We start from the raw sequence: 25531 nt of genomic DNA, 5'->3' as shown, positions 1-25531 counted from the left end.
ACGGCCATGGCATCGACGATCACGACCCCGGACACCGTCGACGACCGGGTCTCCACCCGGTCGGTCGGCGTGCGTCTGCTGAGCCGTCCCGAGATCGGATCGCTGGTCGGCGCGGCGGTGATCCTGCTCTTCTTCGCGGCCACCGCCGCGCCCTTCCGCGACATCAACAACGTCGGGACGATCCTCTACGGGGCCGCCCTGATCGGTGTCATGGCCGTCCCGGTCGCCTTGCTGATGATCGGCGGGGAGTTCGACCTGTCGGCCGGCGTCGCCGTGACGACGGCCGGCCTGACCGCCGGCATCTTCGCCTACCAGTTCAGCGTCAACGTCTGGCTCGGAATGGTGGTCTCGCTGGCCGTCGCGCTGGCGGTCGGCGCCTTCAACGGCTGGCTGCTGATGCGGACCGGGCTGCCGAGCTTCCTGGTGACCCTCGGCACCTTCTTCATCCTGCAGGGTCTGAACATCGCGGTGACCCGGCTGACGTCCGGAGCGGTCGCGTCGAACTCGGTCGGCGACATGGACGGGTTCTCCTCGGCCCACGCGGTGTTCGCCTCGCAGTTCAAGCTCGGCGGCATCACCGTGAAGATCATCATCGTCTGGTGGATCGTCTTCGTCGCGGTCGCCGCCTGGTTCCTGCTGCGGACCAAGGTCGGCAACTGGATCTTCGCCGTCGGTGGCGACGCCGCGGCGGCCCGGGCGGTCGGCGTACCGGTCAAGAAGGTCAAGATCGGCCTGTTCATGACCGTCGGCTTCTTCGCCTGGTTCACCGGCATGCACCTGCTGTTCGCACAGAACGGCGTCGTGCAGTCCGGTGAAGGTGTCGGCAAGGAGTTCCTCTACATCATCGCGGCGGTGGTCGGCGGCTGCCTGCTCACCGGCGGCTACGGCTCGGTCGTCGGTGCCGCGGTCGGCGCGCTCATCTTCGGCATGGTGCAACTCGGCGTCGTGTACGCCGGATGGAACCCGGACTGGTTCAAGGCCTTCCTGGGCGTGATGTTGCTGCTGGCCACGATCGTGAACCTCGTCGTCAAGAAGAAGGCGGAAGCGCGATGACCACCACGACCAGCTTCGACAACGAAGCGGCGAGCAGCCCGACCATGCCGGTCGTCCAGCTCGACGACGTCGGCAAGAGCTACGGCAACGTGCAGGCACTCCGCGGCGTCTCCTTGTCGGTGCGCCAGGGCGAGATCACCTGTGTACTCGGCGACAACGGCGCCGGCAAGTCGACGTTGATCAAGGTCATCGCCGGCTTGCACGAGCACAGCGACGGCGTACTGACCGTGAACGGCGAGGAACGCCGCTTCAAGTCACCACGCGAGTCGCTGGACAGCGGCATCGCCACGGTCTACCAGGACCTGGCGCTGGCCCCACTGATGTCGGTCTGGCGGAACTTCTTCCTCGGCAACGAGCTCACCGGCCGGTTCGGCACGCTGGACGCGACGAAGATGAAGCGGATCGCCACCGAGGAGCTGACCAAGATGGGGATCTCGATCCCCAACCTGGAGCAACCGGTCGGGATGTTGTCCGGCGGTCAGCGCCAGTGCATCGCGATCGCCCGGGCGATCCACTTCGGCGCCAAGGTGCTGATCCTGGACGAGCCGACGGCCGCGCTCGGCGTGAAGCAGTCCGGCGTCGTCCTCAAGTACATCGTGAAGGCGCGCGACGCAGGACTCGGCGTCGTCTTCATCACCCACAACCCGCACCACGCCTACCTCGTCGGCAACCACTTCGTCGTACTCAAGCTGGGCAGGGTCGCGCTCGACACCCATCGCGCCGACATCACGCTGGAACAGCTGACCAACGAGATGGCCGGCGGTTCGGAGCTGGAGGCGCTGAGCCACGAGCTCCGCGACATCGACGCGGGCGCCGTGGTGCGCCCATCGGGCCGCCCGGCGCAGATCCAGTCCCCACTGGAGAGCACATGACCTCCGACCTCAGAATCGGCATCATCGGCGTCGGGGCGATGGGTGCCGATCACGCCGAGCGGGTCGCGCGGCGGACCTCCGGTGCACGACTGGTCGCGGTGTCCGATCCCGATGCGGCCCGGGCTACCGCCCTGGCCACAGCGCTCGACGGCGTCCAGGTGATCGGGGATCCGTTGCAGCTGATCGCCGAGGTCGACGCGGTGATCATCGCGTCGCCCGGGTTCGCGCACGCCGAGCAGTTGATGGCCTGCCTGGAGCACGGCAAGCCGGTGCTCTGCGAGAAGCCGCTGACAATGGACGCCGAGTCCGCGTTGCGGGTGGTCGAGGCGGAGCACAAGACGGGCCGCTCCTTGATCCAGGTCGGCTTCATGCGCCGCTTCGACCCGGAGTACGCGGCTTTGAAGCAGTTGCTCGACTCCGGCGACCTCGGCCGGACGCTGCTGCTGCACAACGTGCACCGGAACAAGACCGTTGCGGAGACGTTCCGCAGCGAGATGATCGTGCGCGATTCCCTCGTGCACGAAGTCGATGTGGCGCGCTGGCTGTTCGACGACGAGATCGCCCGGATCACCGTGCACGCGCCGAAACCCACCAGTCTGGTCGGCGAGGGCGTGCTCGACCCACAGCTCGCGATCTTCGAGATGGCCGGCGGGGCGATCGCCGACGTGGAGGTGTTCGTCAACTTCCAGGTCGGGTACGAAGTGCGCTGCGAGGCCGTGGCGGAGAAGGGCAGCGCCACCATCGGCCTCGGGGTCGACGTACTCACCAGACAAGCCGGACACTGGGGAGGGGCGGTGCCGGACGACTTCCGGGTCCGCTTCGGGCCGGCCTACGACATCGAGGTCCAGCGCTGGGTGAACGCCGCGGCGTCGGGCGGGATCGACGGCCCGACGGCCTGGGACGGGTACGCCGCCGCCGCGGTCTGTACGGCGGGTGTGCAGTCGCTGACCGAAGGCCGCCCGGTGGAGGTCGAACTGGCCCGCCGCAGCGAGGTCCTCGGCTGAAACCTCGAACCGGACCGAACATCACCGAAAGACCGATGAAGCAAGGGATGCAGCTGTGAGCACAGAGCGAATCACCCATCTGATCGGCGGAACCCCCTGGACGGGCGTCTCCGAGCGCACCAGCAAGGTCTACAACCCCGCCACCGGCGAGGTGACCGGCGAGCTGGACCTGGCCTCCGCCGCGACCGTCGACGAGGTGGTGAAGGTCGCCCACGACGCCTCGAAGGCCTGGGGCCGGACGTCGCTCACCAAGCGCGCGCAGGTGCTGTTCGCCTTCCGCCAGTTGCTGAACGAGCGCAAGGAGGACATCGCCGCGCTGATCACCGCCGAACACGGCAAGGTGCTGTCCGACGCGCTCGGCGAGGTGACCCGCGGTCTGGAGGTGGTCGAGTTCGCCTGCGGCATCCCGCACCTGATGAAGGGCGGCTTCAGCGAGAACGTGTCGACCAACGTCGACGTGTACTCGATCCGCCAGCCGCTCGGTGCGGTCGCGGTCATCTCGCCGTTCAACTTCCCGGCGATGGTGCCGTTGTGGTTCGTCCCGATCGCGGTCGCCTGCGGCAACAGCGTGGTGATCAAGCCGTCGGAGAAGGACCCGTCCGCGGTCAACGCGGTCGCCGCGCTGTGGAAGGAGGCCGGCCTGCCCGACGGGGTGATGAACGTCGTGCACGGTGACAAGGAGGCCGTCGACCGGCTCCTCGAGCACCCGGACATCAAGGCCGTCTCGTTCGTCGGCTCGACCCCGATCGCCCGGTACGTGTACGAGAAGGGCACCGCGAACGGCAAGCGGGTGCAGGCACTCGGCGGCGCCAAGAACCACATGGTCGTGCTGCCCGACGCCGATCTCGACCTCGCCGCCGACGCCGCGGTGAACGCCGGCTTCGGCTCGGCCGGGGAGCGCTGTATGGCGATCTCCGCGCTGATCGCCGTCGAGCCGGTCGCCGACGACCTGATCGCCAAGATCCGCGAGCGGATGGCGACGCTGAAGACCGGCGACGGCACCCGCGGCTGCGACATGGGCCCGCTGGTGACCGGCGAGCACCGCGACAAGGTCGTCGGGTACGTCGAAGCCGGGGTGTCCGCCGGCGCGGAGCTCGCGGTCGACGGTCGCGAGGGTCCGTTCGACGGCGGCGACGACGGCTTCTGGCTCGGCCCGACCCTGTTCGACAAGGTCACCCCGGACATGTCGATCTACACCGACGAGATCTTCGGCCCGGTGCTCTCGGTGGTCCGCGTCCCGTCGTACGACGAGGCGTTGAACCTGGTGAACTCCAACCCGTACGGCAACGGCACGGCCATTTTCACCAACGACGGCGGCGCTGCCCGGCGGTACCAGACCGAGGTCGAGGTCGGCATGGTCGGCGTCAACGTCCCGATCCCGGTGCCGATGGCGTACTACTCCTTCGGCGGCTGGAAGAACTCACTGTTCGGTGACACCCATGCGCACGGCGCCGAAGGCGTCCACTTCTTCACCCGCGGCAAGGTGGTCACCTCACGCTGGCTCGACCCGTCGCACGGCGGCCTGAACCTGGGCTTCCCGACCCACGACTGACACAGCCCCGGCCCGGCGGCACTACCCACGCAGTACTGTCGCCAGGGCTGTCGCTGTAGGCAGGTCCGCGTGGCCGTGCAGGAGTTCGACGCGGTGTACGAGGCGAGGCCTGCTCAGCGCCACCGTGACGACCGCGTCGACAATGTGCGGAACCGAGGCAGGCAGTACTGCGAGGCCGTGGCCGGCGGCAACCAACGACAGCAAGGTCAGCACGTCTGTTCCTGCGTAGCCGATCGAGGACCGGATGCCGTCGGACTCGGTCGCGCTGCGCAACTCGCTCAAGGCTGCGGCGGTGTCGGGTGCATCGATCCATCGCGCGTCCACGAGTTCGTCGAGGGTGAGCCGCTGCCGACCGGCCAACGGATGCTGCACAGGAAGGGCAACCACCAGCGGCTCATGGGCGACCGCGGTGGTCGCCAGCGCCCCGAGATCGAACAATCGCAGCGGATCACTCGGCGCGGCGATCCCGTCCGTCAACCCGAGATGGAACCGACCGGCCGCCACCCCCTTCGCGACGGCCTCGCGCCCGGTGACTTCCACCGTTACCTCGAGCCCGGGATGAGTCCGGCGCAACTCGCTCAGCGCGTCAGCCAGATGCGCCGAGGCGGCCAGCGGCGAGGCGCCGAGAACGAGCGATCCGGGCGGGTCGCCGATCGCCCGCTGCACGTCCGCCCGGGCAGCCTCCAGCCGCAGCATGATCGGCCCGGCATGCTCGAGCAACCGCTCGCCTGGGCCCGTCGGAACCACCGGGCGCCGCAGCAGCAACGGCGTACCGAGGTCGTTCTCCAAGGCTGCGATGTGCTGGGAGACCGCGGACTGGGTGTAGCCGAGCCGGCTCGCGGCGGCCGAGAACGACCCGCACTCGGCGACGGTCACGAAGGTGCGCAAGAGATGCGGATCCACGCGGATCAGTATTGCTTATGTGACCTGTACAGATCATCGTTGGCGCTGATCCAGGTCTCGGCGGCACGATGAGGTCATGACTCACGCATACTCCGGCCGGATCGCACTGATCGGCGATCGTTCACCTCACGTCCGCTCCCACCAGCGAGTGCCGGGCCTGCTGGACAGCCTGCGGGAACGCGACCAGCTCGACCTCGACGTGTACTGGATTCCCACCGCCGAGGTCGGCGCCCTGGCCGGATTCGACGGGATCTGGCTGCTGCCGGGGAGCCCGTATCAGAGCGAAAGCGGAGCGATCGCCGCTGTCCAGGCAGCGAGGGAGAGCGGTACGCCGTTCCTCGGTACCTGTGGTGGCTTCCAGCACGCGATGCTCGAGTTCGCCCGCAACGTCTGCGGTGCCGCGCAGGTCCAGCACGGCGAGAACAACCCGGATGCCGAGGACCAGCTGATCGTGGCGCTGGAGTGCTCGCTCGACGGGCACGAGGGACCGATCCAGGTGCGGCCGGGAACACTCGCCGCCGAACTGCTCGGCGTGGAGCGGTCGGTCGAGCGCTACCACTGCTCGTACGGCCTGGATTCCAGCCGGCTGGACCTGCTGCGCGAACACGGCCTGGTCTTCAGCGGTTTCGACGACTCCGGTGACGTCCGGATCGCCGAACTCCCGTCGCATCCGTTCTTCCTGGCCACTCTGTTCCAGCCGGAACTGGCCGGGGACGGGTCCAGGCCGCACGCGCTGATCCGTGGGTTCGCCCGCGCAGCAGCCGCGCAGGCCGCCGCCAGGGTGTAACGTCGAAAGCAACCCCCGGGGCATCAGGAGTACCGCGGCGAACGAGGCTCGTTGAGCCGATTCAGCCCTACCCAGCCCTGGAGTGTCTTCGATGGCCAAGAACAAGGGCGGACGCGAAGTCCGCAAGCCGAAACAACCTAAACAGGCGAAAGCCAACCCGAACGACAGCCTGATCGTGCCCCCGACCAAGCACGGGCGGAAGTAGCCAGACAGACGGCCCGGCGGTAGTCGGCCGGGCAGGCGGGAGCCCGGTCGCCTGCGGTAGCAGAACGACCGGGTCCGCAGTATCCGCCCGCGGTCGCGCCGGCCTCAGCCCGCGCCCGCAGTACCGGCTAAAGCCGGCTGACCGGCCTCGGCTGGAGTCCCGCGTCGCGGTAGCAGGCGTCGATCAGCTCCATCGTCGCGACCGCGTCGTCGGCGTCGATCGGCAGCTCGGCGCCGTCGCGCAGGTGAGCGGTGAACGCTTCCAGCTGATACGCGTACGACGACTTGCGGCCGAGCTGCTCGACCCAGGTGTCCTCCTTGGTCTTCACCATCACCCGGTCGTCCAGCTGGGGCAGGACGAAGCTCGGCGCGAACGCCTCGCCGCGAGTGCCGGTGATCCGCAGGCTGAAGTCGAGCTCCTCGGCCGCCATGCTGGTCCGCACCGCGGCCGTTGCGCCGTTGGGGAACGCCAGATCGGCATTGAGCCACTCGTCGACCCCCGGCAGCCGCCTGCGCTCTCCGGCGCGCGCGCTCGCCAGGGTCGGCGTACCGCCACCCCAAGGAGCGAGCATCCGCGTCGCGTGCAAGGCATAGCAACCGACGTCCATCACGGCACCGCCTGCCAGCGCCAGCGACCAGCGTGGGTCATCGTCGTCCGGTGGTGGCATCACCATCGTTGCCTCGACGTGCTGCAGTTCGCCCAGCTCACCTTTGGCCAGCAACTCGTGCAGCCGCCGGGTGACGGGGTGGAAGTGGTAGTGGAACCCTTCCATCAGTACGACGCCTGCTTCGCGCGCCGCATCGCGAACCTGCGCGGCCTCGATCGCGTTGCTGGCCGACGGCTTCTCGGTCAGCACATGCTTGCCTGCGGCAATGGCCCGCAGATTCCACGGCCCGTGCAGCCCGTTCGCCAACGGGTTGTAGACCACCTCGACGTCCGGGTCGTCGATCACGTCCTGGTACGACGCGTGCACCCGTTCGACCCCGTGCTCCGCGGCGAACGCGGCCGCCCGCTCGGTGTCCCGCGCGGCGACCGCGACCAGCCGGGCACCGGTCAGCCGGGCCGGTTCGGCGATCGCGCGGCCCGCGATCCGGGCGGCGCCGAGGATTCCGATACGCAGCGGTTCCATGCCTTCTCCTTCAGCTACTCGTCCGTACGGAAGTACTCGTCGAGGGCGGTCTGCAGACGACCCGTGACCTGGGTCCGGGTGGGACCGTCGCGGGGGAAGGCGCCATCCTGCCGGAGGTTCTGCGGTACCGATAGATGCTGACCGCCATCCGGACCCCGGTGAGCGTCCCGGCGATCACGCTCGGTGCCTGCGGCAACAGGTTTCGAGAACCCTTGACGGTGTTGTCGAAGCGGTGTTCATTAGCTTCTGACTGGAGCGCTCGTAGTCATCGGCGCTGGTCGCAACGGGGTGCCTGAATCAAGGAGATCGACCAGATGCAAACCGACCATGGGCTGGAAGTCGTCCGGATCGCGTTGATCGGGGCGGGCAGGATCGGGACGATGCACGCGGGCAACATCGCGCGCCGGGTGCCGGCGGCGGAGCTCAGAACTGTTGCCGATCCGCGGCTGGACGCAGCCCAGCAGGTCGCAGGCTTGTACGGCGCGACCGCGACCGCGGATGTCGACGACGTGTTCAAGGATCCCGACATCCACGCGGTGGCGATCACCTCGATCGCGGCGGCGCACGCCGAGCTGATCGAGAAGGCGGCCGAGGCGGGCAAGGCGGTCTTCTGCGAGAAGCCTGCCGGTCTGACGATGGCCGAGATCGACCGCGCGATCGCGGTCACCGAGCGGGCCGGCGTACCGTTCCAGGTCGGCTTCAACCGCCGCTTCGCGCGGGACTTCGCCGCGGCGTACCGGACGATTCGCGAAGGTGGGATCGGCACACCGCAGTTGATGCGGTCGATCACCCGTGATCCCGGCCGGGCGGACGGTGTGGTCCGCGCGGCGAATGTGAAGCCCTGGACGATCTTCCGGGAGACGCTGATCCACGACTTCGACACGCTGCTGTGGCTGAACGAAGGAGCCGAGCCGATCGAGGTCTACACCAGAGCGGACACGCTGGTCGCCCCGCAGTACAAGGAAGACGGGCTGATCGACACGGCGGTCGTGATGGTGACGTTCGACAACGGGGCGATCGCGACCGCCGAGGCGAACTTCTCCGCGCTGTACGGGTACGACGTCCGTGGCGAGGTGTTCGGCTCGAAGGGAATGGTGACGGCCGGGCGCCATGGCAGCACGCCGATGCTGCACTACTCCGAGGACGGGATTCAGCAGCGGACGTTGCGCAGCGACGAGGAGATGTTCGCGGACGCCTATGTCCAGGAGGTCTGCGACTTCACCGACGCGATCCGTACGAACGGCACGCCGCCCGTGACCGGTGCCGACGCTCGGCGCGCGTTGCGACTTGCCTTGGCGGCGATGAAATCCCATGAGGAACACCGGCCGGTGAAGCCCGAAGAGATCGCCTGACGCCGGCCGGCCGATATCCGGCGAGGGTGCGGCCGGGACGGGATCAGGAAATGAAGAGATCTGATCAAATCCGTCCTTCGACTCGACGGTGGGCCGTTGACGCCCCAAGATGTGCCCATGAGTACCGTCCAGGTCAGCGTCGATCGCAACAGCCGCACCCCGCTTCACGTCCAGCTTGCCCAGCAGCTCGAAGCAGCGATCCAGGGTGGCGAGCTGCCGGTCGGATCCAGGCTCAGCAACGAGGTCGACCTCGCGGAGGCCTACGGGCTGAGCCGCCCGACCGTGCGGCAGGCCATCGCGCGGCTGGTCGACCAGGGCCTGCTCGTGCGCAAGCGCGGCGTCGGTACTCAGGTGGTCGGCAACTCGGGCCAGGTCCGCCGCTCGCTGGAACTCACCAGCCTGTACGACGACCTGTCGGCCGCACATCGCAAGCCTGAGACCGAGGTACTGCGCTTCGGTGTCGTCCCAGCCAGCGCAGAGGTCGCCACTGCTCTGCAGTGCGAGCTGGGAGATCGCGTACTGCGGCTGGAACGGCTCCGGCGAGCAGATGGCGAGCCACTCGCCCTGATGCGCAACTGGTTGCCGCCGGAGATGCTGGACACGGATCCGGCGACCCTGGCCGAGCGCGGCCTCTACGAGTTACTCAGAGCCGAGGGCGTCCGCCTGAAGGTGGCACACCAGACGATCTCGGCCATCCCGGCCACACCCGAACAAGCCCGGCTCCTCACCGAGGAACCGGGCTGTCCGCTGCTTGCGACGACGCGGATCACGTACGACGACCACGGGCGCGCCGTCGAGTACGGCTCACACCTGTTCCGTGCGTCCCGCTACGCCTTCGAGCACACCCTCGTCCACCGCTGACCGACCCCTCAGACGGCAGACGGCGGACGAGGGCGAGACCTACTTGGTGCCGCCGGGGAAGACCCAGAGCTTGCTGTCCGCCATCGTCGTCAACTGCTCGGTCGTGTACGCCGGAGTTGCCCGGGTGTGCTTGACCTGGGCCTTCTCACCCAAGCCGTTGAAGCTCCAGAGGCTGATGGTGCGCCCGTCGGGGTAGTACAGCGTGACGGAGTTCCCGAGGATCCCGTACCTCTGCTGACGGGAGTCGCCGTAGGACGGAATATTCTTCTCCCAGAGAAGCACCGAGCCGTCGGATCGGACCTTGCAGTGGGCGAGACCTCTTTCGTCCTGGCACTTCTTGACCGGAGCACCGGTCGTCAGCATGACATCCAGCAGCGAAGCGCCCTTGCCGTCGTTGGTGAGGTAGGAAGCGCCGTTGTAGCCGTTCGTGCCGCCGCCCCGCGTGGTGGGCCCGCTCAGCTGCGGGTGACCGGGAATCACCTTTTTCAGGGTCGCCAGCGTTGCCTGCACGGGTACGACTGGTGGCTTGGGGGTGGGAGGGGCCGGTTCTTGGACCGTCATCTTGGGCGGGAAGCCCCAACTCTTGCTGGCGGCGAGTTTCGCCAGTTCAGCCAGCGAGAACAACGGCTGCTTCCTGGTGACCGGGCTTCCCTCTCCAGCGGCGCTCATGCTCGTCAACGCCACCTGGGTACCGTTGGGCCGAGTGAGCATGACGGAGTTGGACGACGCCTCCTTGAGGTTGCCGTTCCGGCTGATCGCTTCTCGTGCGACTGCCTCCAAGGCGCTTCCGTCCGGCTGGATCGTGCAGGTGTTCGGCAGACTGTTGGAGCAGTCTGTCGGGTTGAGGTAGGCGTATCCCGTGGTGACCATCAGCCACGACGCGCCCTTGCCGTCGTTGACCACCACCGAGGCGGAGTTCTGGCCTCCCAGTCCGCCGTCCATCGACGTCGGCTTCGAGACCTGGAGACCAGCGGGGATCAGCTTCCGCAGCGTGGCCAGGGTGTCCTTTCCCGTCGCCGGCGGGACAGCCTTGGTCGGGATGGTGACTGCCTTGGTCGGCGCACCGGCGACGGGGGCCTGTTTCTGGTCCGGGCTGCCGAAGAGTTGGGTGCCGCCGACGACGATGCCGGCGGTGGCCAGGACGGCGCCGACAGCGCTGACGCTGAGCAAGGCGGTGCGGCGGCGGCGTAGTACGGCACCGCGTTGCATGCCGCGTTCGACCAGGTCGGTGGACTCGGGTTCGAGGTGTTCGGTGGCCCGGCGCATCAGGTCGGGCAGGGAATCGTTCAGGTTGGTCATCAGGGCTCCTGGTACGTCAGGTCAGAGGGCGATCAGGTGGACGGCGTCGTCGCCGAGGACGATCCGCAGGCGATCCAGCGCCCGGGAGGTCCTGGTCCTGATCGCACCGGCGTTCTTGCCGAGATCGAGCGCGACCTGTTCGACGCTGCGATCTTCGAAGAACCGCAGCACCAGAACGGCGCGATCGAGCGGAGCCAGTTCGGCCAGGGCGTTCTGCAGCGACAGCCGCAGCGCGTGGTCACCCGGTCGTTCGGCGCGGTCCGGCAGGTCCGAGGTCGGCTGCTCGGTCCAGCTCCGTCGCCGCCGTTGCGAGATGAACGTCCGCACCAGCACCGTCTGCGCGTACGCCGGTGGGTTGTCGATCCGCTGGAGTCCGCGCCAGGCCCGGAACATCTTGGCCAGCGTCTCCTGGACCAGGTCCTCGGCATGATGCCGATCGCCGGCCAGCAACCAGGCCGTCCGGTACAAGTGAGGTGTTCGCGCTCGGGCGAACTCCTCGAAGTCCTCCGCGTTCGGTCTCATCGCAGCCTCTCCGTCGTGGTCTCACTCTCTACGACGCCATGGGCCACCGACCGCGTTACACCGCCCGTACTGCGGTACGCCAGGCAGTTGCGGGCTGGGCGGGGTGCCGCGCCTCGACCGCCTGTGCCGGCCGGCGTCCCGTAGTACGGGGTGTTTGCAGGAAGATGCAAAAGGCTGGTCGGCCGAGTGAGTGGGTGGATACGGTCAGTGAACCTGTGCCTGTGTGAGGGTTATCCACAGGACCCGGCAGCGGGTTGGCGCGGGTGGGCTCCGGCTTGGAAGAATGATCGCGCAGGGTGATCAGCGGGTTGCCGGACGAGACGCCAACTGGGGAGACGATGACAGCCGACAGACTTGCCGCGCGCCGGTCCGGCTGGAACGGCGCGGTCGAGCTGATCGACGCCCAGGTCCGCGACGTGGTCCGGCGCGAGGGGATCGACCCGCTCCGCAACCCGGCCGCGGTGAACACGATCGTCGCGACGGTCGTGAAGGAGTACGACGAGCGCAGCCTGACCGGGATCGTCCCGCCGATCGGCGACCTGGAGGCGGTCAGTCGCGAGGTACACGACCGGGTGGCCGGCTTCGGCCCGCTGCAGCGGTATCTGGACGATCCCGCGGTCGAGGAGATCTGGATCAACGAGCCCAGCCGGGTGTTCATCGCCCGCGAGGGGCGGCACGAGCTGACCACCACGGTGCTCACCGAGGAAGAGGTCGCCGATCTGGTCGAGCGGATGCTGAAGACCACCGGGCGGCGAATCGACGTCTCCCAGCCGTTCACGGACGCGCGGCTTCCGGACGGCAGCCGGGTGCACATCGTGCTCGGCGGCATCACCCAGCGGTATGCGGCGATCAACATCCGCAAGTTCACCGTCCGGGCCACCCGGCTGGCGGATCTGGTCTCGCTCGGTTCGATCACGCCGCACGGGGCAGCCGTTCTCGACGCGGCCGTTGCCTCCGGCCTCAACATCCTCGTCTCGGGCGGCACGCAGGCAGGCAAGACGACGATGCTGAACGCGCTGGCCGGGTCCATCCCGGGCAGCGAGCGGGTGATCAGTTGTGAAGAGGTCTTCGAGATCAAGCTGCCGATCCCCGACTGGGTGTCGATGCAGACCCGGCAGGCCGGGCTGGAGGGCACCGGCGAGGTCCGGTTGCGCGACCTGGTCAAGGAGTCCCTGCGGATGCGGCCGTCGCGAATCATCGTCGGCGAGGTCCGCGGCGAGGAGTGCCTCGATCTGCTGCTCGCCTTGAACAGTGGGCTCCCCGGCATGTGCACGATCCATGCGAACTCCGCGCGCGAGGCGCTGACCAAGATGTGCACGCTGCCACTGCTCGCGGGCGAGAACATCGGATCCCGGTTCGTGCTGCCGACCGTCGCCGGGTGCGTGGATCTGGTGGTCCATCTCGGCATCGCGTCCGACGGGCAGCGGCGCGTGCGCGAGATCGTGTCGGTGAGTGGCCGGATCGAGGACCAGACGATCGAAACCGAGACGCTGTTCGCGACTCTCGACGGGCAGTTGCGGCGGGCCGAGGGACAACTGCCGCATCCGGAGCGCTTTCAGCAGGCCGGGTACTCGCCGGCCGGGTTGCTGACCGAGTTGCCGCGGGGGGTGAACTGATGGGACTTCTGCTCGGATTGGTCTTCGGGATCGGCTTGTTGCTGGTTGCCTGGTCGTTCCTGTCGCCACAGGACGCCTCGCCGCGCGGCGAAGGCCGGTTGCTCAGGCGAAGCCGCGAGTTGCTGGCCAGTGCTGGGGTCGAGGGCGTGACTCCGGCCGCCTTCATCGGCGCGTGCGTGCTGACGGGTCTGGTGGCCTTCATCCTGATGTTCGTGGTGTCGGCCGCGCTGCCGATCGGGCTGGTGTTCGGCGTGATGGCGGGCGGTGTTCCCGTTGCGCTGTTGAAGAGCCGGGCGCGGAAGCGGCTGGCCGAGTTCCGCGAGCTCTGGCCCGACGTGGTCGACAACATCGCTTCCGCCGTCCGGGCCGGGTTGTCGTTGTCGGAGGCGCTGGCTCAGGTCGGGGAGCGTGGGCCGCTGCCGTTGCGGGATCCGTTCCGGCGGTTCGGTGCGGACTATGCCTCGACCGGGCGGTTCGCCGATTCGCTGGACCGGCTGAAGGCGCGGCTGGCTGATCCGGTCGGCGACCGGGTGATCGAGGCGCTCCGGATCGCTCGCGAGGTGGGCGGCGGCGACCTGGGCCGGTTGTTGCGTTCGTTGTCGAGCTTCCTGCGCGACGACGCGCGGACGAGATCCGAGCTGGAGGCGCGGCAGTCCTGGTCGGTGAACGGCGCCCGGGTGGCGGTGGCCGCGCCCTGGCTCGTGCTCGGCATGCTGTCGTTCCAGGGCGACGTGATCCAGCGCTACAACTCGCCGGTGGGCGCCTTGATCATCGGCGTCGGCGCGGTGGTCTGTGTGATCGCGTACCGATTGATGCTGCGGATCGGCCGGCTGCCCGAGCCCGAGCGGGTGCTGCGATGAGCCCGATGCTGCTGGGCGCGTTCGTCGGCGGGCTGTTCGGAGCCGGCCTGCTGCTGGTGGTGCGGCGGCTGCCGTTCCTGCGACGGCCTTCGGTCGACGACCGGATCGGGCCGTATCTGCGCGATATCGGCGGCTCGGAGGTGTTCTCCGGTGTGGTCGACTCGAGTTCGCCGTTCTACGCGATCCTGCGGTTGTTCGGGCCGTCGCTGCGGGCCGGGGCGAACCGGCTGGAGCGGCTGCTCGGTGGGGCGAGCTCCGTCCGGCGCCGGCTGTCCCGAGCCGCCATCGACCGGACTGTCGAGGAGTTCCGGATCGAGCAGGTGCTCTGGGGCGCGGCCGGGTTCGGCGTCGGGCTCGTCGTCGCCCTGGTCTCGCTGTCGCTCGGCATCGGCAATCCGGTCGGACTTCTCGTGCTCTCCGGCTTCCTTGCCGTGATCGGTGTGCTTGCCCGGGACACCTACCTCACCACGCAGGTGCGGCGCCGCGAGCGGCGGTTGCTCGCCGAATTGCCAACGGTGGCAGAGCTTCTGGCGTTGTCGGTGGCCGCCGGAGAGGGGCCGGCCGCAGCGCTCGACCGGGTGGCACGGTCGTGTCGTGGCGAGCTGTCCATCGAGCTGCAGCGGGTGCTCGCCGAGACCCGCGCCGGTGAGCCACTGGTCCGCGCGCTCGACGGCCTGGCCGACCGGACCGGTCTGGTCGCGCTGTCCCGATTCGCCGACGGTCTCGCGGTCGCCCTCGAACGAGGCACCCCGTTGGCCGACGTACTGCGTGCGCAGGCGGGCGATATCCGTGAGGCGAACCGACGTGAGCTGATCGAGTCGGGCGCACGTCGCGAAGTGGCCATGATGATCCCGGTGGTGTTTCTCGTGCTCCCGGTGACCATCGCTTTCGCCTTCTATCCAGGCGCTGTCGGCATCCGGCTGATCGCCGGATGAATTGAGGAGAACTGATGTCCCTACTGCTGACCAGACTGTTGCTGACCTGGGCGATGAAGCCGAGACCGGCCGCCCGGGAGCGCGGCGACGTACCGGGCTGGGTGCTGATCACCGTGATGACGGCCGGCCTGGTCGTCGCGATCTGGGCCTTCGCGGCCGAACAGCTCCAAGCCATCCTCGAAAAGGCTCTGAACTCCGTCACCAACAAGTGATCCCCTCGCGCTCACCGATCGGCCGCGCCTGTGGCTCAGCGGCCCGGGGCCGGCGGGACGAGCGTGGCTCGGCAGTGGTCGACTTCGTGATGGTGTCGACGCTCGTGGTCCCGCTGTTCCTGGGGATCCTGCAGGTCGGACTGTTCCTGTACGTGCGGAACACGGTGACCGCCGCGGCTTCCGAGGGCGCCCACTATGCGGCAGTCCTGAATCGCGAACCCGTCGACGGTGAAGCCCGCACCCGCGAACTGGTGGACGGCGTCGTACGGAACGAGCTGATCGACTCGGTCACGGCCGAAGCCGTCGACGTGGACGGTCAGCCCGGAGTGGTCGTTGTCGTCGAGGCCCACATGCCACCCCTTGGTCTGTGGGGACCCGGCATCAGCTTCCACGTCGAAGGCCACGCCATCAAGGAAACCGGCCAATGAACAATGCCAACCTCGAGGCGCGGGGCGGAGTGAGTGGGGAGGGCCCGCCGGGCCGGATCGCGGAGGTGCGTCGCGGGCGGCGGGGAGAGCGGGGTAGTGCTGTGGTGGAGTTTTCGTGGTTGGCGTTGTTGTTGATGGTGCCGTTGGTTTATCTGATGCTCGGGGTCTTCGATGTCCAGCGGGCGTCGTACGGGGCGACTGCTGCTACCCGCGCGGCCGCACGGGCGTTCATCATCGTTCCGGCGGGACTGTCCGAGGACGAGGCTCGTTCGCGGGCGTTCGAGGCGGCACGGCTGGCGATGAAGGATCAGGGCATCGAGCTGAGTTCCGATCAGCTGCGGATCACCTGCACTCCGGCCTGCCTCGAGCCGGGTTCGACGGTCACCGTCGAGCTCGACACCGAGATGCCGCTCCCGCTGATCCCCGACGCGCTCGGCGGCGAGCGACCCGCGGTCCGCATCAGCTCCGTCCACACCGAGCCCTACGGCGACTACCGCGAAGCCAAGGGCACCCGATGATTCCCCGCAACCGCCACCGCCACCACCGCATCCGCAACCGCAACCGCGACCGTCGCGAACTCGGGCCGAGCGGCCGCGGAAAAGATGAGCGCGGGCAGATGACGGTGTTGATCATCGGGTTCGCGGCCGTGGTGTTGATGATGATCGTGGTGGTGACCGACATCTCCAAGGTGTTCCTGGTCCGGCGCGATCTGGATGCGACGGCGGATGGTGCGGTCCTCGCGGCGGCGAACGGGCTGGCGGCGATCTACGCACAGGACGGTTCCGGAGAGAACGCGCAGCTCGACCCCGACGAAGCACGCCGGCTGACCGCGGAGTACCTGGATTCTGTCGGCGCGAGCAACCGATTCGACGGTCTCGACTGGACGGCCGATGTCACCGGTACGACGGTGACCGTTCACCTCTCCTCGGCGGTGGACCTGCCGTTCGCGCCACCCGGCTGGCAAGGGACCGCCGACATCGGCTCGGACGCGGCAGCCGTCGTACCGATTCGTTGATACCGGCAACGATCCGTCAGGCCGCTCGCGTGGGCAGCGTGAGGATCTCGGCGCCGTCGTCGGTGATGGCGATCGTGTGTTCGCTGTGGGCTGTGCGGCAGCCGGTCGCGCTGCGGAGCGTCCAGCCGTCGGCATCGGTGACGAGCTTGGCGGTGTCCTCCATCACCCACGGCTCCAGCGCGAGCAGCAGCCCAGGACGGAGTTTGTACCCGCGGCCCGGCTGACCGGTGTTCGCGACGTGCGGGTCCTGGTGCATCGTCGAGCCGATCCCATGGCCGCCGAACTCGGTGTTGATGGAATAGCCCGCCGCGCTGAGGACCGAGCCGATGGCGTGGGAGATGTCCCCGATGCGCGCTCCGGGACCGGCAGCCGCGATCCCTGCACGCAGGGCACGCTCGGTCGCGTCGATCAGCGCGATGCTCTCCGCGGGCTTGGAGTCGCCCACGATGAAGCTGATCGCCGAGTCAGCGGCAACTCCGCCTTTCAGTACGGCGAGGTCGAGCGTCAGCAGATCGCCGTCGGCCAGTGCGTAGTCGGACGGCAGCCCGTGGAGCACGGCGTCGTTGACGGCTGTGCAGATGTAGTGTCCGAACGGCCCACGGCCGAACGACGGCTCGTAGTCGACGTAGCAGGACTCGGCGCCGGCCTCGGCGATCATGGTCTGGGTCCAGCGGTCGATGTCCAGCAGGTTGGTGCCGACCGTGCAGCGGTTTCTCAGCGTCTGCAGGATGTCGGCGACCAGAGCGCCGGTCACTTTTGCTCGGGCCAGTTCGGCAGGGTTCAGGATCTCGATCATGCTTGCCTTCTCAGCCCTTCTCGGGTTCTTCACGCGGTGCCAATAACTATACCGGCCATACTATGCCGGTACTAGAATGGGCTCCATGGTCAGATTGCCGCTCACTCCCGCGGACGTCGAGCGCGGACAGCGCCTCGGTGCACTGCTGCGCCGCGCCAGGGGCGAGCGCTCGATGCTGGAGACCGCTCTCGACGCCCGCGTCTCCCCGGAGACCCTCCGCAAGATCGAGACGGGCCGCGTGGCGACGCCGGCCTTCCCGACGATCGCCGCGATCGCCGACGTCCTCGGCCTGTCCCTCGACGACGTGTGGGCCGAGATCAACCGGCCCGAGCCCGGCGCCGAACCAACCGGCCGTACCCGGGCCCGACTGGCCTCCTAACCCACGCTCATCCGTACGCCGAGGAGTCTCGCGAAGCGCTGATTCCCGGCCGGGCCGGTTCAACGGGTACGCTGCTTGGTTGTGGCTGGACCTGATTTCGACGCTGACCTGAAGGCACTCGACGCGACCCTGACGTCCATCGAGAAAGTTCTCGACGTCCCGGCGATGAAGCGCGACATCGCCGACCTCGGCGAGCAGGTCGCGGCGCCGGACCTGTGGAACGACCAGGCCAACGCGCAGAAGGTGACGTCCCGGCTGTCCCGGCTGGAGGCCGACCTCGAGCGGCTGACCGGTCTGCGGAGCCGGGTCGACGACCTCGGCATCATGATCGAGCTGGCCCGCGACGAGAACGACAGCGACGCGCTGGCCGAGGCCGAGCGCGAGATCGCCTCGCTGACCAAGTCGATCCAGTCGCTCGAGGTCCGCACCCTGCTGTCCGGCGAGTACGACGAACGCGAGGCGCTCGTCACCATCCGCTCCGGCGCCGGTGGCGTCGACGCGGCGGACTTCGCCGAGATGCTGCAGCGGATGTACCTGCGCTGGGCCGAGCGGCACGGCTACCCGACCGAGGTCTACGACACGTCGTACGCCGAAGAGGCCGGGCTCAAGTCGACCACCTTCGGCGTCAAGGCGCCGTACGCGTACGGCACGCTGAGCATCGAGTCCGGCACGCACCGGCTGGTCCGGATCTCGCCGTTCGACAACCAGGGCCGCCGGCAGACCTCGTTCGCCGCGGTCGAGGTGGTCCCGGTGCTGGAGCAGACCGACGAGATCGACGTACCGGAAGAAGAGCTGCGGATCGACGTGTACCGGTCGTCCGGGCCGGGTGGGCAGAGCGTCAACACGACCGACTCGGCCGTCCGGATCACCCACATCCCGACCGGCACCGTGGTCTCCTGCCAGAACGAGAAGTCGCAGCTGCAGAACAAGGCCAGCGCGATGGTGATCCTGAAGGCGAAGCTGCTGGCGCTGAAGAAGGCCGAGGAGCGCGCCCAGATCGACGCGCTGCGCGGCGACGTGCAGGGCTCGTGGGGCGACCAGATGCGCTCGTACGTGCTGCACCCGTACCAGATGGTCAAGGACCTGCGGACGCTGTACGAGTCCGGGAACACCAGTGGCGTGTTCGACGGTGAGATCGACGAGTTCATCGAGGCGGGGATCCGCTGGCGCCGTACCGGCCAGCAGGCCGCCGACCAGAACTGATCCAAGTGCAACTGGCGGACCTGCGCGCGGACTGCGCCAACTGCCACGGTCTTTGTTGTGTCGCGTTGACCTTCGCGAAGTCGGCGGATTTCGCGATCGACAAGGATGCGGGCGAGCCGTGCCCGAATCTCGAGCAGGACTTCCGCTGTGGGATCCACGAGAAGCTGCGGTCGAAGGGCTTCCAGGGCTGCACGGTGTACGACTGTTTCGGTGCCGGCCAGAAGGTGTCGCGGCTGGCAGGGCCTAGTTGGCGCGAGCAGCCGGGGCAGAAGATGTTCGAGGCGTTGCCGATCATGCGGCAGTTGCACGAGCTGCTCTGGTATCTGACCGAGGCGTTGCAGTTGGAGCAGACGCGGCAGCTTCACCCAGTGCTGCAGCAACTTCGAGACCACGTCGAGGAGCTCACGCTGCAGGATCTGGCGACAGTCGACCTCGGGGCCGAGCGGCAGAAGGTCAACGAAGTGCTGCTGGAGACCAGCAAGCTCGTCCGGGGCAAGCAGCCGAAGAAGAAGGAACGCCGCGGAGCTGACCTGTTCGGGGCAAAACTCCGCGGCGCGGACCTGCGAGCTGCCAACCTGCGGGGTGCCTACCTGATCGCGGCCGACCTGCGGGAGGCCGATCTGCGCCAGGCCGACCTGATCGGCGCCGACCTCCGCGACGCCGACCTGTGCGGTGCCGACCTCACCGACGCCCTCTTCCTCACCCAGTCCCAGGTCAACGCGGCCCGTGGCGATGCCGCGACCAAACTCCCTCCTGCAGTACTACGACCAAGCCACTGGGGTTAGCGGAGTTTGTGGGTCACTGGCGTCATCAGCAGAGAGATCGCGGTGATGGCCAGGGCTACCGCGGCGAGTGCGCCGCCCTGGCCCCAGGACGTCCCGGCGAGCGACAGGTACGCCGTACCGACTGTTGCTGCTCCTAGTGCGAGACAGGTCTGCTGGCTGGTGAGGAGGATGCCGCTGCCGAGTCCTGCTTGTGCCGGCGGCACCTGGCCGACGACTACTCCGATCAGCGGGACCATCACCAGGCCGCTGCCGAACCCTGCGATCAGCATGGGGATCGCCAGTGTCCACGGAGTGACGTCGGGCCAGACAGTGAGCGCTACGACCGCCAGTACGGCGTACCCGACCGACTGCACGATCCAGCCGCGCAGGATGAGTCCAGCGCCGTACCGCTGCTGCAGGCGAGGGCCGTAGATCGAGGTGATCAGGAACCCGACTGCCATCGGCAGCAGGCTCATTCCGCCTTCCAGGGGAGACATGCCGGCTTCGCCCTGAGTGGCCAGCGCGAACACGAACATGAACCCGCCGAAGGTGGTGAAGAACCCGACGGCCAGTAGCAGGCCGATCCGCATCGGGCGCAACCGCAGTACGGTCGGCGGGATCAACGGTGCGAGGCCGGCCTTCTCGGACTTGTGCTGGTGCACACCGAGCACTGCTACAGCAGGGATCGTCGCTGCGAGCGACACCCAGGTCCAGAGCGGCCAGCCGAGCGGGCGGCCCTCAGTGAGCGGCAGCAGTAGCAGTACGAGGGTGAGAGCGAGCAGGCCGGCGCCGACCAGGTCAACCCGTTGCGCCTTGGCCGCACGCGTCTCGGGAAGCAGTTTGACCGCCGCAGCCAACGCGAGCAGGCCGACCGGCACGTTGACGAGGAACACGGACCGCCAGCCGAGGTCGAAGACGTTGGCCTCGATCAGTACGCCGCCCAGGATCTGGCCGAGTGCAGCGGCAGCGCCACCGGCTACGCCGAACATGGCCATCGCGCGAGCGCGGTGTTCGCCGGTGAGCAGGCTGCTGATCGATGCCAGCACCTGCGGAGTCATCGCCGCAGCGGCGGCTCCCTGGACGACACGGGCAGCAAGCAGTACGCCGATGGTCGGCGCGATCGCGCAGATCAGCGACAGCACGGTGAAGCCGGTCAGGCCGATCATGAACAGCCGCTTGCGACCGAAGCCGTCGCCGAGGCGGCCGCCGACGACGAGCAGGGTGGCGTTGGCGATGCCGTAACTGCCGACGACCAACTGGAGTTCGCCGGAGGTCGCGTGCAGGTCGGACCCGATCGCGGGCAGGGCGACGTTGATGATGAAGAAGGAGAGCATCGGCAGGAAGGCGCCGAAGAGCAGCGTGGTCAGCGCCACCGGGCGCAGCGGTGACACGGCGCGCGACTCGGTGCCGCGGACGGAGAGAACCTGGTCTGTCATGGGATCCAGCCTGCGGCCGCATCGAGCCTGGTGGTGAGAGCCTGGTTATCCTGGTATTGGCAGCACCCGGAACCAGGCTGGGAATCGCCGCTGCCGCCCTGCACGATGGAGAGGTGAGTCTCCTGACCAGCATGCCGTCTGCCACCGACAAAACCGCACGCCCCGGCGACCCGGCACAGAGCGGCAACGAGGTGGACCCGGTGAGGACCGGCAATGGGGTCGAGCCGGTGGGGAGCGGCAACGGGGTGGACTCGGTGCGGACCGGCAGTGGGGTCGAGCCGCTGCGGACCGGCAGCAGCGGCAAGGGGGAGCGGCGGCGGGAGCTGGCGGCGTTCCTGCGCAGCCGGCGGGAACGGATCCGCCCGGACGAGGTCGGCTTCGCCCCCGGCGGCCGACGCCGTACGCCGGGGCTGCGGCGGGAGGAAGTCGCTCAGCTCGCGGGGGTCGGCGTCACTTGGTACACCTGGCTCGAGCAGGGCCGCGACATCAACGTGTCCGCTCAGGTGCTGGAGGCGATCTCGCGAACGCTCCGGCTGGACCGCTCGGAGCGGAACCATCTCTACACACTGGCCGGTGTCTCGCTGGGCCCCGCTCCGGCCGAGTGCACCGCACTGCCCCAGTCGGTCCAGCGAATGCTCGACAAGGTCTCGCCCTATCCGGCGCTGGTGCTCAACACCCGGTACGACGTACTGGCGTTCAACGACGCCTATTGCAAGGTCGTGCTCGACATGGCCGCCGTCCCGGTGGAGGAGCGCAACCTGCTCTGGCTGAACTTCGTCTCGCCGGAGTGGCGGTGCTCGTTCCTGGACGCGGAGTCGATGAAGCTCCACATGGTGGCCGCGTACCGGGCCGCGCTGGCCGACCATCTCGGCGAACCCGAGTGGCAGGATCTGACCGGCCGGTTGCTCGCCAATTCGGCGGAATTCGCCCAGCTGTGGGAGCGGTACGACGTGGCCGGGCCGAGTAACAAGGTCAAGCTGCTGGACAACGAGCGGGTCGGACTGCTCCGGATCGAGCCGGCGAACTTCTGGCTGACCCAGCTGGGCCAGTTCCGGGCCACGGTCTACACCGCGGTCGACGAGGCCACCGAAGAGAAGCTCCGCCAGCTGGTCGGCGCGTGAGACTTGCCGGCTGAACGGTTGCCGGGAGCATCCAAGGTACCCCCGGCAACCAGCCTCAGCCGACCAGCCTCAGTCAACCAACCTCAGCCGGCCGCTCTCAGCCGACCAGCCTCAGCCGGCCGCTCTCAGCCGACCGGGATGCCGGGGTTGGTCAGGCTGCGGCCGCCGGTGATCGTGTTGGAGCTGTCGATCGTCACCTTGCACGAGGACGCGTTGTAGTTGGTGATGTTGAACGCGTACCGCCCGGGGCCGGTCGCGTCGGTCAGGTCGGAGTGGTTGTTGCGGAACACCGTGCCACAACCCCAGCCGCTCTGCTGGGTGTGCGTCTCGTAGCCGTTGTTCGTGGTGTTCTTGCCGGTGTTGTTCTCGATCACATAGTTGTTGCCTTTGACATCGACCCAGCTGTCGTCGTAGTTGGCACCGGTCAGTCCGCGGCCGTCGAAGCTGTTGCCCGCGACCCGGCCGCCGGTGGTGCCTTCCTTCAGGTCGACGGCCTCACCGCCGACGTCCGGCCCGATCGTGTTGTCGAGGATCTGCACGTGGTCGGACTTGTCCGAGGTGCCGCCCGCGCTGCCGACGTACACGCCCTCGCCCATCCCGCGGCCGTCGTTGCCGGTGTCGTAGATGGTCGAGTTCCGGATCGTTCCGTAGCTGCTGCTGTTGCGGAAATGCACGCCTTCCATGTCCAGGCCGTGCACGGTGACACCGTCGATCGTCACCCGGGTCGCGGAGTCGATCATGATGCCCTTCTGGCCGCCGGTGACGGTGATGCCCTGCACTTGCCAGTAGCTGGCACCGTTGAGGTGCAGGCCGTAGCCACCGCTCGCGGTGAGAACGGCCTTGGAGCTGCCGGTCAACGTGATAGGCGCCGACGAACTGCCGGACACGGTGGTCTTGAAGTTGCCGGAATAGGTGCCGTCGGCAAGTTTGATGGTGTCACCGGCCTTGGCATTGGTCAGCGCCGTCTTGAGTTGCGCGGCGGTGCTGACGTTCAGGGTTGCCGCCTGCGCCGGGAGGGCGGGGACGGCGGTTGCGAGGAGGAGGGCGGACAGTGCTGCGGTGCGGAACAGTCTCATGACAGCGACCTTTCGGTGGACGACGGAAGGGGCGTTGCGTCGTACACAGGGGATGCGCCCCCGGGCCGGCGACGGGGCGGTGCGCCGGCCCGGAAGGAATCTCCATGATTAGGAAAGTTTCCTAATAGTTCACCGGAACCTAGCGGTGCTGCACAGCGCTGTCAATCGGTCGCGAAGGGTGATCAGAGAAATTCCCGCCGACCGGAACGGGACTGCCGGATCAAGCCGTGTCGCGGGATTTCCAGCCGGCTTTGAGAGCGGCGAGGGTGGCGGCGATGGCGGGGCGACGCGTCGTGGCGGTGCGCCATACGGCGTACAGGCGGCGGCTGGGTGCCGGCTGCAGCGGTACTGCGACGACGCCGGGCGGCAGTGGGCCGCGGCCGAGTCGCGGCAGCAGGCCGATTCCGATGCCTTGGGCAAGCATCGCGAGCTGGGTCTGGTACTCCGCGACCGAGTACACCACCTCCGGCTCGACGCCGGCCTTGCGCATCGTGCGGATCAGCCAGTCGTGGCAGATCGAACCGACCGGCTGACAGATCCAGCGCTCACCCACCAGGTCGTCGGCGCGGACGGATTCCTTGCCGGCCAGGCGATGCGAGGCCGGGACCAGGATGTCGGCGGGGTCGGTGCCCAGCTTCACCCGGGAGAGGTCCTCCGGCAGGGTCAACGGGGTGTTGTGCCAGTCGTGCACGATCGCGACGTGGATCTCGCCGCGACCGACCGCTGCGACGGCCTCGTACGGATCCGTTTCGGACACCCGTACGTCGAGAGCCGGGTGCTCGTCGATCAACGTCGGGAGTACGGCGGGCAGCAACCCTCGTGCCGCGGTCGGGAAAGCCGCAAGCACCAAGGTGCCGATCGCCTGGCCGCGCTGCTCCTCCAGGGTCAGCTCGGCCTCCTCGACCAACTGGAGCACTTGACCCGCCGTTGCCGCGAGCTGCTGCGCGGCGTCGGTGAGCACGATCCCGCGACCACGCTTCTCCAGCAGCGCCGTTCGCGTCTCGCGCTCCAGTTTCGCCAATTGCTGCGAGATCGCCGACGGGGTGTAGCCGAGCGCGTCGGCGGCACTGCCGACGGATCCGTAGACCGCGACGGCGTGCAGGGCTCGCAGTCTGCCGAGATCGATCATTTAGCACTCCTACAGTAAGAGGCATAGCAGGATTCGCTGGTCCTTAACAGTAGCTGGGGCCCAGACTGAGTGACCATGAGCCCTCGCCACGTTCTCCTCGCCGTCACGGTCGCCATCGTTTGGGGGATCAACTTCGTCGTCATCGAGGTCGGCCTGCAGGACTTTCCGCCGCTGCTGTTCTCCGCACTGCGTTTCTTCTTCGCCGCTGTGCCGGCCGTCTTCATCCTCGGAAAGCCCAGAGTCGCCTGGCGTTACGTCATCGCCGTCGGCTTGGTGCTCGGAGTCGCGAAGTTCGGCCTGCTGTTCGTGGGGATGTCGCACGGCGCTCCGGCCGGACTGTCCTCGCTCGTGTTGCAGAGCCAGGTGATCTTCACGCTGCTGTTCGCAGTACTGGTCCTGCGTGAGCGCCCTCGCAAGACTCAGTTGCTGGGAATCGCGATCGCCTGCGTGGGCATGGTCGTGATCGCGCTGGACCACGGGTTGACCGCGCCGTTGGGTGCCCTCGTCCTCGTGGTCGCTGCCGCCGCCTGCTGGGGTGTGTCCAACATCGTCACCCGGCACGCGAAACCCCAAGACACCCTGCGCTTCATGATCTGGGTCAGCGCCGTCGCCGTAGTACCGCTGGTCCTGCTGTCCCTGGCGACCGAGGGAGCTCACGCAGATGCTCGAGCCCTGCGATCGATCGACCTCACCGGCGTCGGCGCCATCGCCTACCTCTCCTTCGTAGCCACCCTCTTCGGCTTCGGCGCCTGGGGTTTCCTCCTCCGCACGTACGACGCCAGCACAGTCGCGCCCTTCTCCCTCCTGGTCCCCGTAGTCGGCATGGCCGCAGCCTGGACCTTCCGCGGCGAATCCATCGGCCCCCAACAAGCAGTCGCCGCCACCCTCATCATCGGCGGCATGGCCTGCACCGTCCTCCGCCGCCCCACCCGCGCAAGCGCGCCAATGGCGGAGGTGCTCACTCGTACTGGTTCGCCGGTGGGGTGAAGCCGGCCGGACGAACGCGGTCAGGCATTCGCAGC

At 68.1% G+C, this 25531-nt stretch carries 27 protein-coding genes; 19 read left to right on the top strand and 8 right to left on the bottom strand.

Annotated features, from left to right (window positions below; all coding sequences use genetic code 11):
* Positions 1 to 6 precede the first annotated feature (6 nt).
* From EV138_RS09295 to EV138_RS09280, 4 genes are read left to right on the top strand one after another with little or no spacing between them, the layout of a single operon-like run.
* Positions 7 to 1053, top strand: coding sequence for an ABC transporter permease (locus EV138_RS09295; protein ID WP_133977979.1), 1047 nt, complete (start codon positions 7 to 9; stop codon positions 1051 to 1053).
* Positions 1050 to 1925 (top strand): ATP-binding cassette domain-containing protein, encoded by an 876-nt coding sequence (locus EV138_RS09290; protein ID WP_133977978.1) that lies wholly within the window; start codon positions 1050 to 1052, stop codon positions 1923 to 1925. Before EV138_RS09295 ends, EV138_RS09290 begins: the two co-directional genes overlap by 4 nt.
* Positions 1922 to 2929 (top strand): Gfo/Idh/MocA family protein, encoded by a 1008-nt coding sequence (locus tag EV138_RS09285; protein WP_133977977.1) that lies wholly within the window; start codon positions 1922 to 1924, stop codon positions 2927 to 2929. The genes EV138_RS09290 and EV138_RS09285 overlap by 4 nt, the downstream gene beginning before the upstream one ends.
* A 55-nt stretch (positions 2930 to 2984) precedes the next feature.
* A complete protein-coding gene (locus EV138_RS09280) occupies positions 2985 to 4481 on the top strand; it encodes a CoA-acylating methylmalonate-semialdehyde dehydrogenase (RefSeq protein WP_133977976.1) in 1497 nt (498 codons plus the stop codon).
* Between the two features lie 21 nt (positions 4482 to 4502).
* Here EV138_RS09280 and EV138_RS09275 read toward each other — a convergent pair whose 3' ends face one another.
* Positions 4503 to 5384: a LysR family transcriptional regulator gene (locus EV138_RS09275; RefSeq protein ID WP_133977975.1), complete on the bottom strand. Its 882-nt coding sequence runs from the start codon at positions 5382 to 5384 to the stop codon at positions 4503 to 4505.
* Between the two features lie 76 nt (positions 5385 to 5460).
* Between EV138_RS09275 and EV138_RS09270 the strand changes: the two genes are divergently transcribed.
* Positions 5461 to 6171, top strand: a complete 711-nt coding sequence (locus EV138_RS09270) for a CTP synthase C-terminal region-related (seleno)protein (RefSeq protein WP_133977974.1) — start codon at positions 5461 to 5463, stop codon at positions 6169 to 6171.
* Between the two features lie 332 nt (positions 6172 to 6503).
* On the opposite strand, the gene EV138_RS09265 is transcribed toward EV138_RS09270, so the two are convergent.
* A complete protein-coding gene (locus EV138_RS09265) occupies positions 6504 to 7505 on the bottom strand; it encodes a Gfo/Idh/MocA family protein (protein ID WP_133977973.1) in 1002 nt (333 codons plus the stop codon).
* Between the two features lie 314 nt (positions 7506 to 7819).
* Between EV138_RS09265 and EV138_RS09260 the strand changes: the two genes are divergently transcribed.
* Both EV138_RS09260 and EV138_RS09255 read left to right on the top strand, forming a co-directional pair.
* Complete coding sequence (locus EV138_RS09260; RefSeq protein WP_133977972.1) at positions 7820 to 8857, top strand: Gfo/Idh/MocA family oxidoreductase; 1038 nt, start codon at positions 7820 to 7822, stop codon at positions 8855 to 8857.
* Positions 8858 to 8974: 117 nt separating this feature from the next.
* Positions 8975 to 9718, top strand: coding sequence for a GntR family transcriptional regulator (locus tag EV138_RS09255; protein ID WP_133977971.1), 744 nt, complete (start codon positions 8975 to 8977; stop codon positions 9716 to 9718).
* A gap of 39 nt (positions 9719 to 9757) precedes the next feature.
* Here the strand turns inward: EV138_RS09255 and EV138_RS09250 are convergent, their stop codons facing one another.
* Both EV138_RS09250 and EV138_RS09245 read right to left on the bottom strand, forming a co-directional pair.
* Entirely contained in the window at positions 9758 to 11017 is a 1260-nt protein-coding gene (locus tag EV138_RS09250; RefSeq protein WP_133977970.1) for a hypothetical protein, read from the bottom strand.
* Positions 11018 to 11038: 21 nt separating this feature from the next.
* Positions 11039 to 11539 carry a SigE family RNA polymerase sigma factor gene (locus EV138_RS09245; RefSeq protein ID WP_133977969.1) on the bottom strand — a complete coding sequence of 167 codons (501 nt, stop codon included), beginning with the start codon at positions 11537 to 11539 and terminating at the stop codon, positions 11039 to 11041.
* A gap of 338 nt (positions 11540 to 11877) precedes the next feature.
* On the opposite strand from EV138_RS09245, the gene EV138_RS09240 reads away from it, so the two are divergent.
* The 7 genes from EV138_RS09240 (at position 11878) to EV138_RS09210 (ending at position 16605) form a co-directional block, all read left to right on the top strand.
* Entirely contained in the window at positions 11878 to 13155 is a 1278-nt protein-coding gene (locus EV138_RS09240; RefSeq protein ID WP_112246929.1) for a TadA family conjugal transfer-associated ATPase, read from the top strand.
* Positions 13155 to 14015, top strand: coding sequence for a type II secretion system F family protein (locus EV138_RS09235; RefSeq protein ID WP_133977968.1), 861 nt, complete (start codon positions 13155 to 13157; stop codon positions 14013 to 14015). Before EV138_RS09240 ends, EV138_RS09235 begins: the two co-directional genes overlap by 1 nt.
* Positions 14012 to 14950: a type II secretion system F family protein gene (locus tag EV138_RS09230; protein WP_166678536.1), complete on the top strand. Its 939-nt coding sequence runs from the start codon at positions 14012 to 14014 to the stop codon at positions 14948 to 14950. The genes EV138_RS09235 and EV138_RS09230 overlap by 4 nt, the downstream gene beginning before the upstream one ends.
* 14 nt (positions 14951 to 14964) lie before the next feature.
* Positions 14965 to 15162 carry a hypothetical protein gene (locus tag EV138_RS09225; protein ID WP_133977967.1) on the top strand — a complete coding sequence of 66 codons (198 nt, stop codon included), beginning with the start codon at positions 14965 to 14967 and terminating at the stop codon, positions 15160 to 15162.
* A 74-nt stretch (positions 15163 to 15236) separates the two neighbouring features.
* The gene (locus tag EV138_RS09220) at positions 15237 to 15590 is read left to right on the top strand and encodes a TadE family protein (protein WP_238158035.1); all 354 of its coding nucleotides are present in this window, start codon (positions 15237 to 15239) and stop codon (positions 15588 to 15590) included.
* On the top strand, positions 15587 to 16108 hold the full coding sequence (locus EV138_RS09215; RefSeq protein WP_238158034.1) for a hypothetical protein: 522 nt from the start codon (positions 15587 to 15589) through the stop codon (positions 16106 to 16108). The genes EV138_RS09220 and EV138_RS09215 overlap by 4 nt, the downstream gene beginning before the upstream one ends.
* A 98-nt stretch (positions 16109 to 16206) precedes the next feature.
* A complete protein-coding gene (locus tag EV138_RS09210) occupies positions 16207 to 16605 on the top strand; it encodes a pilus assembly protein TadG-related protein (protein ID WP_133977966.1) in 399 nt (132 codons plus the stop codon).
* A 16-nt stretch (positions 16606 to 16621) separates the two neighbouring features.
* On the opposite strand, the gene map is transcribed toward EV138_RS09210, so the two are convergent.
* Positions 16622 to 17401, bottom strand: coding sequence for a type I methionyl aminopeptidase (map, locus tag EV138_RS09205; RefSeq protein WP_133977965.1), 780 nt, complete (start codon positions 17399 to 17401; stop codon positions 16622 to 16624).
* A gap of 85 nt (positions 17402 to 17486) precedes the next feature.
* Here map and EV138_RS09200 point away from each other — a divergent pair, with 85 nt between their 5' ends.
* The 3 genes from EV138_RS09200 to EV138_RS09190 all read left to right on the top strand — a co-directional run bounded on the left by EV138_RS09200 (position 17487) and on the right by EV138_RS09190 (position 19768).
* Positions 17487 to 17780 (top strand): helix-turn-helix domain-containing protein, encoded by a 294-nt coding sequence (locus EV138_RS09200; protein ID WP_133977964.1) that lies wholly within the window; start codon positions 17487 to 17489, stop codon positions 17778 to 17780.
* 81 nt (positions 17781 to 17861) lie between these two features.
* Positions 17862 to 18983: a peptide chain release factor 2 gene (prfB, locus tag EV138_RS09195; protein WP_112246941.1), complete on the top strand. Its 1122-nt coding sequence runs from the start codon at positions 17862 to 17864 to the stop codon at positions 18981 to 18983.
* Between the two features lie 5 nt (positions 18984 to 18988).
* The gene (locus EV138_RS09190; RefSeq protein ID WP_238158033.1) at positions 18989 to 19768 is read left to right on the top strand and encodes a pentapeptide repeat-containing protein; all 780 of its coding nucleotides are present in this window, start codon (positions 18989 to 18991) and stop codon (positions 19766 to 19768) included.
* Here the strand turns inward: EV138_RS09190 and EV138_RS09185 are convergent.
* Positions 19765 to 21183 (bottom strand): MFS transporter, encoded by a 1419-nt coding sequence (locus tag EV138_RS09185; RefSeq protein ID WP_133977963.1) that lies wholly within the window; start codon positions 21181 to 21183, stop codon positions 19765 to 19767. The genes EV138_RS09190 and EV138_RS09185 overlap by 4 nt on opposite strands.
* A 113-nt stretch (positions 21184 to 21296) precedes the next feature.
* On the opposite strand from EV138_RS09185, the gene EV138_RS09180 reads away from it, so the two are divergent.
* Positions 21297 to 22304, top strand: coding sequence for a helix-turn-helix transcriptional regulator (locus tag EV138_RS09180; RefSeq protein ID WP_238158032.1), 1008 nt, complete (start codon positions 21297 to 21299; stop codon positions 22302 to 22304).
* Positions 22305 to 22429: 125 nt separating this feature from the next.
* Here EV138_RS09180 and EV138_RS09175 read toward each other — a convergent pair whose 3' ends face one another.
* Both EV138_RS09175 and EV138_RS09170 read right to left on the bottom strand, forming a co-directional pair.
* Positions 22430 to 23380, bottom strand: coding sequence for a right-handed parallel beta-helix repeat-containing protein (locus tag EV138_RS09175; RefSeq protein ID WP_133977962.1), 951 nt, complete (start codon positions 23378 to 23380; stop codon positions 22430 to 22432).
* Positions 23381 to 23600: 220 nt separating this feature from the next.
* A complete protein-coding gene (locus EV138_RS09170) occupies positions 23601 to 24509 on the bottom strand; it encodes a LysR family transcriptional regulator (protein ID WP_133977961.1) in 909 nt (302 codons plus the stop codon).
* 75 nt (positions 24510 to 24584) lie between these two features.
* On the opposite strand from EV138_RS09170, the gene EV138_RS09165 reads away from it, so the two are divergent.
* A complete protein-coding gene (locus EV138_RS09165; protein WP_133977960.1) occupies positions 24585 to 25496 on the top strand; it encodes an EamA family transporter in 912 nt (303 codons plus the stop codon).
* The last annotated feature ends 35 nt before the right edge of the window (positions 25497 to 25531 follow it).

The organism is Kribbella voronezhensis, assembly GCF_004365175.1.
In the GTDB taxonomy this organism is placed as follows: Bacteria; Actinomycetota; Actinomycetes; order Propionibacteriales; family Kribbellaceae; genus Kribbella; species Kribbella voronezhensis.
This window is presented reverse-complemented; position numbering and strand designations above follow the sequence as displayed.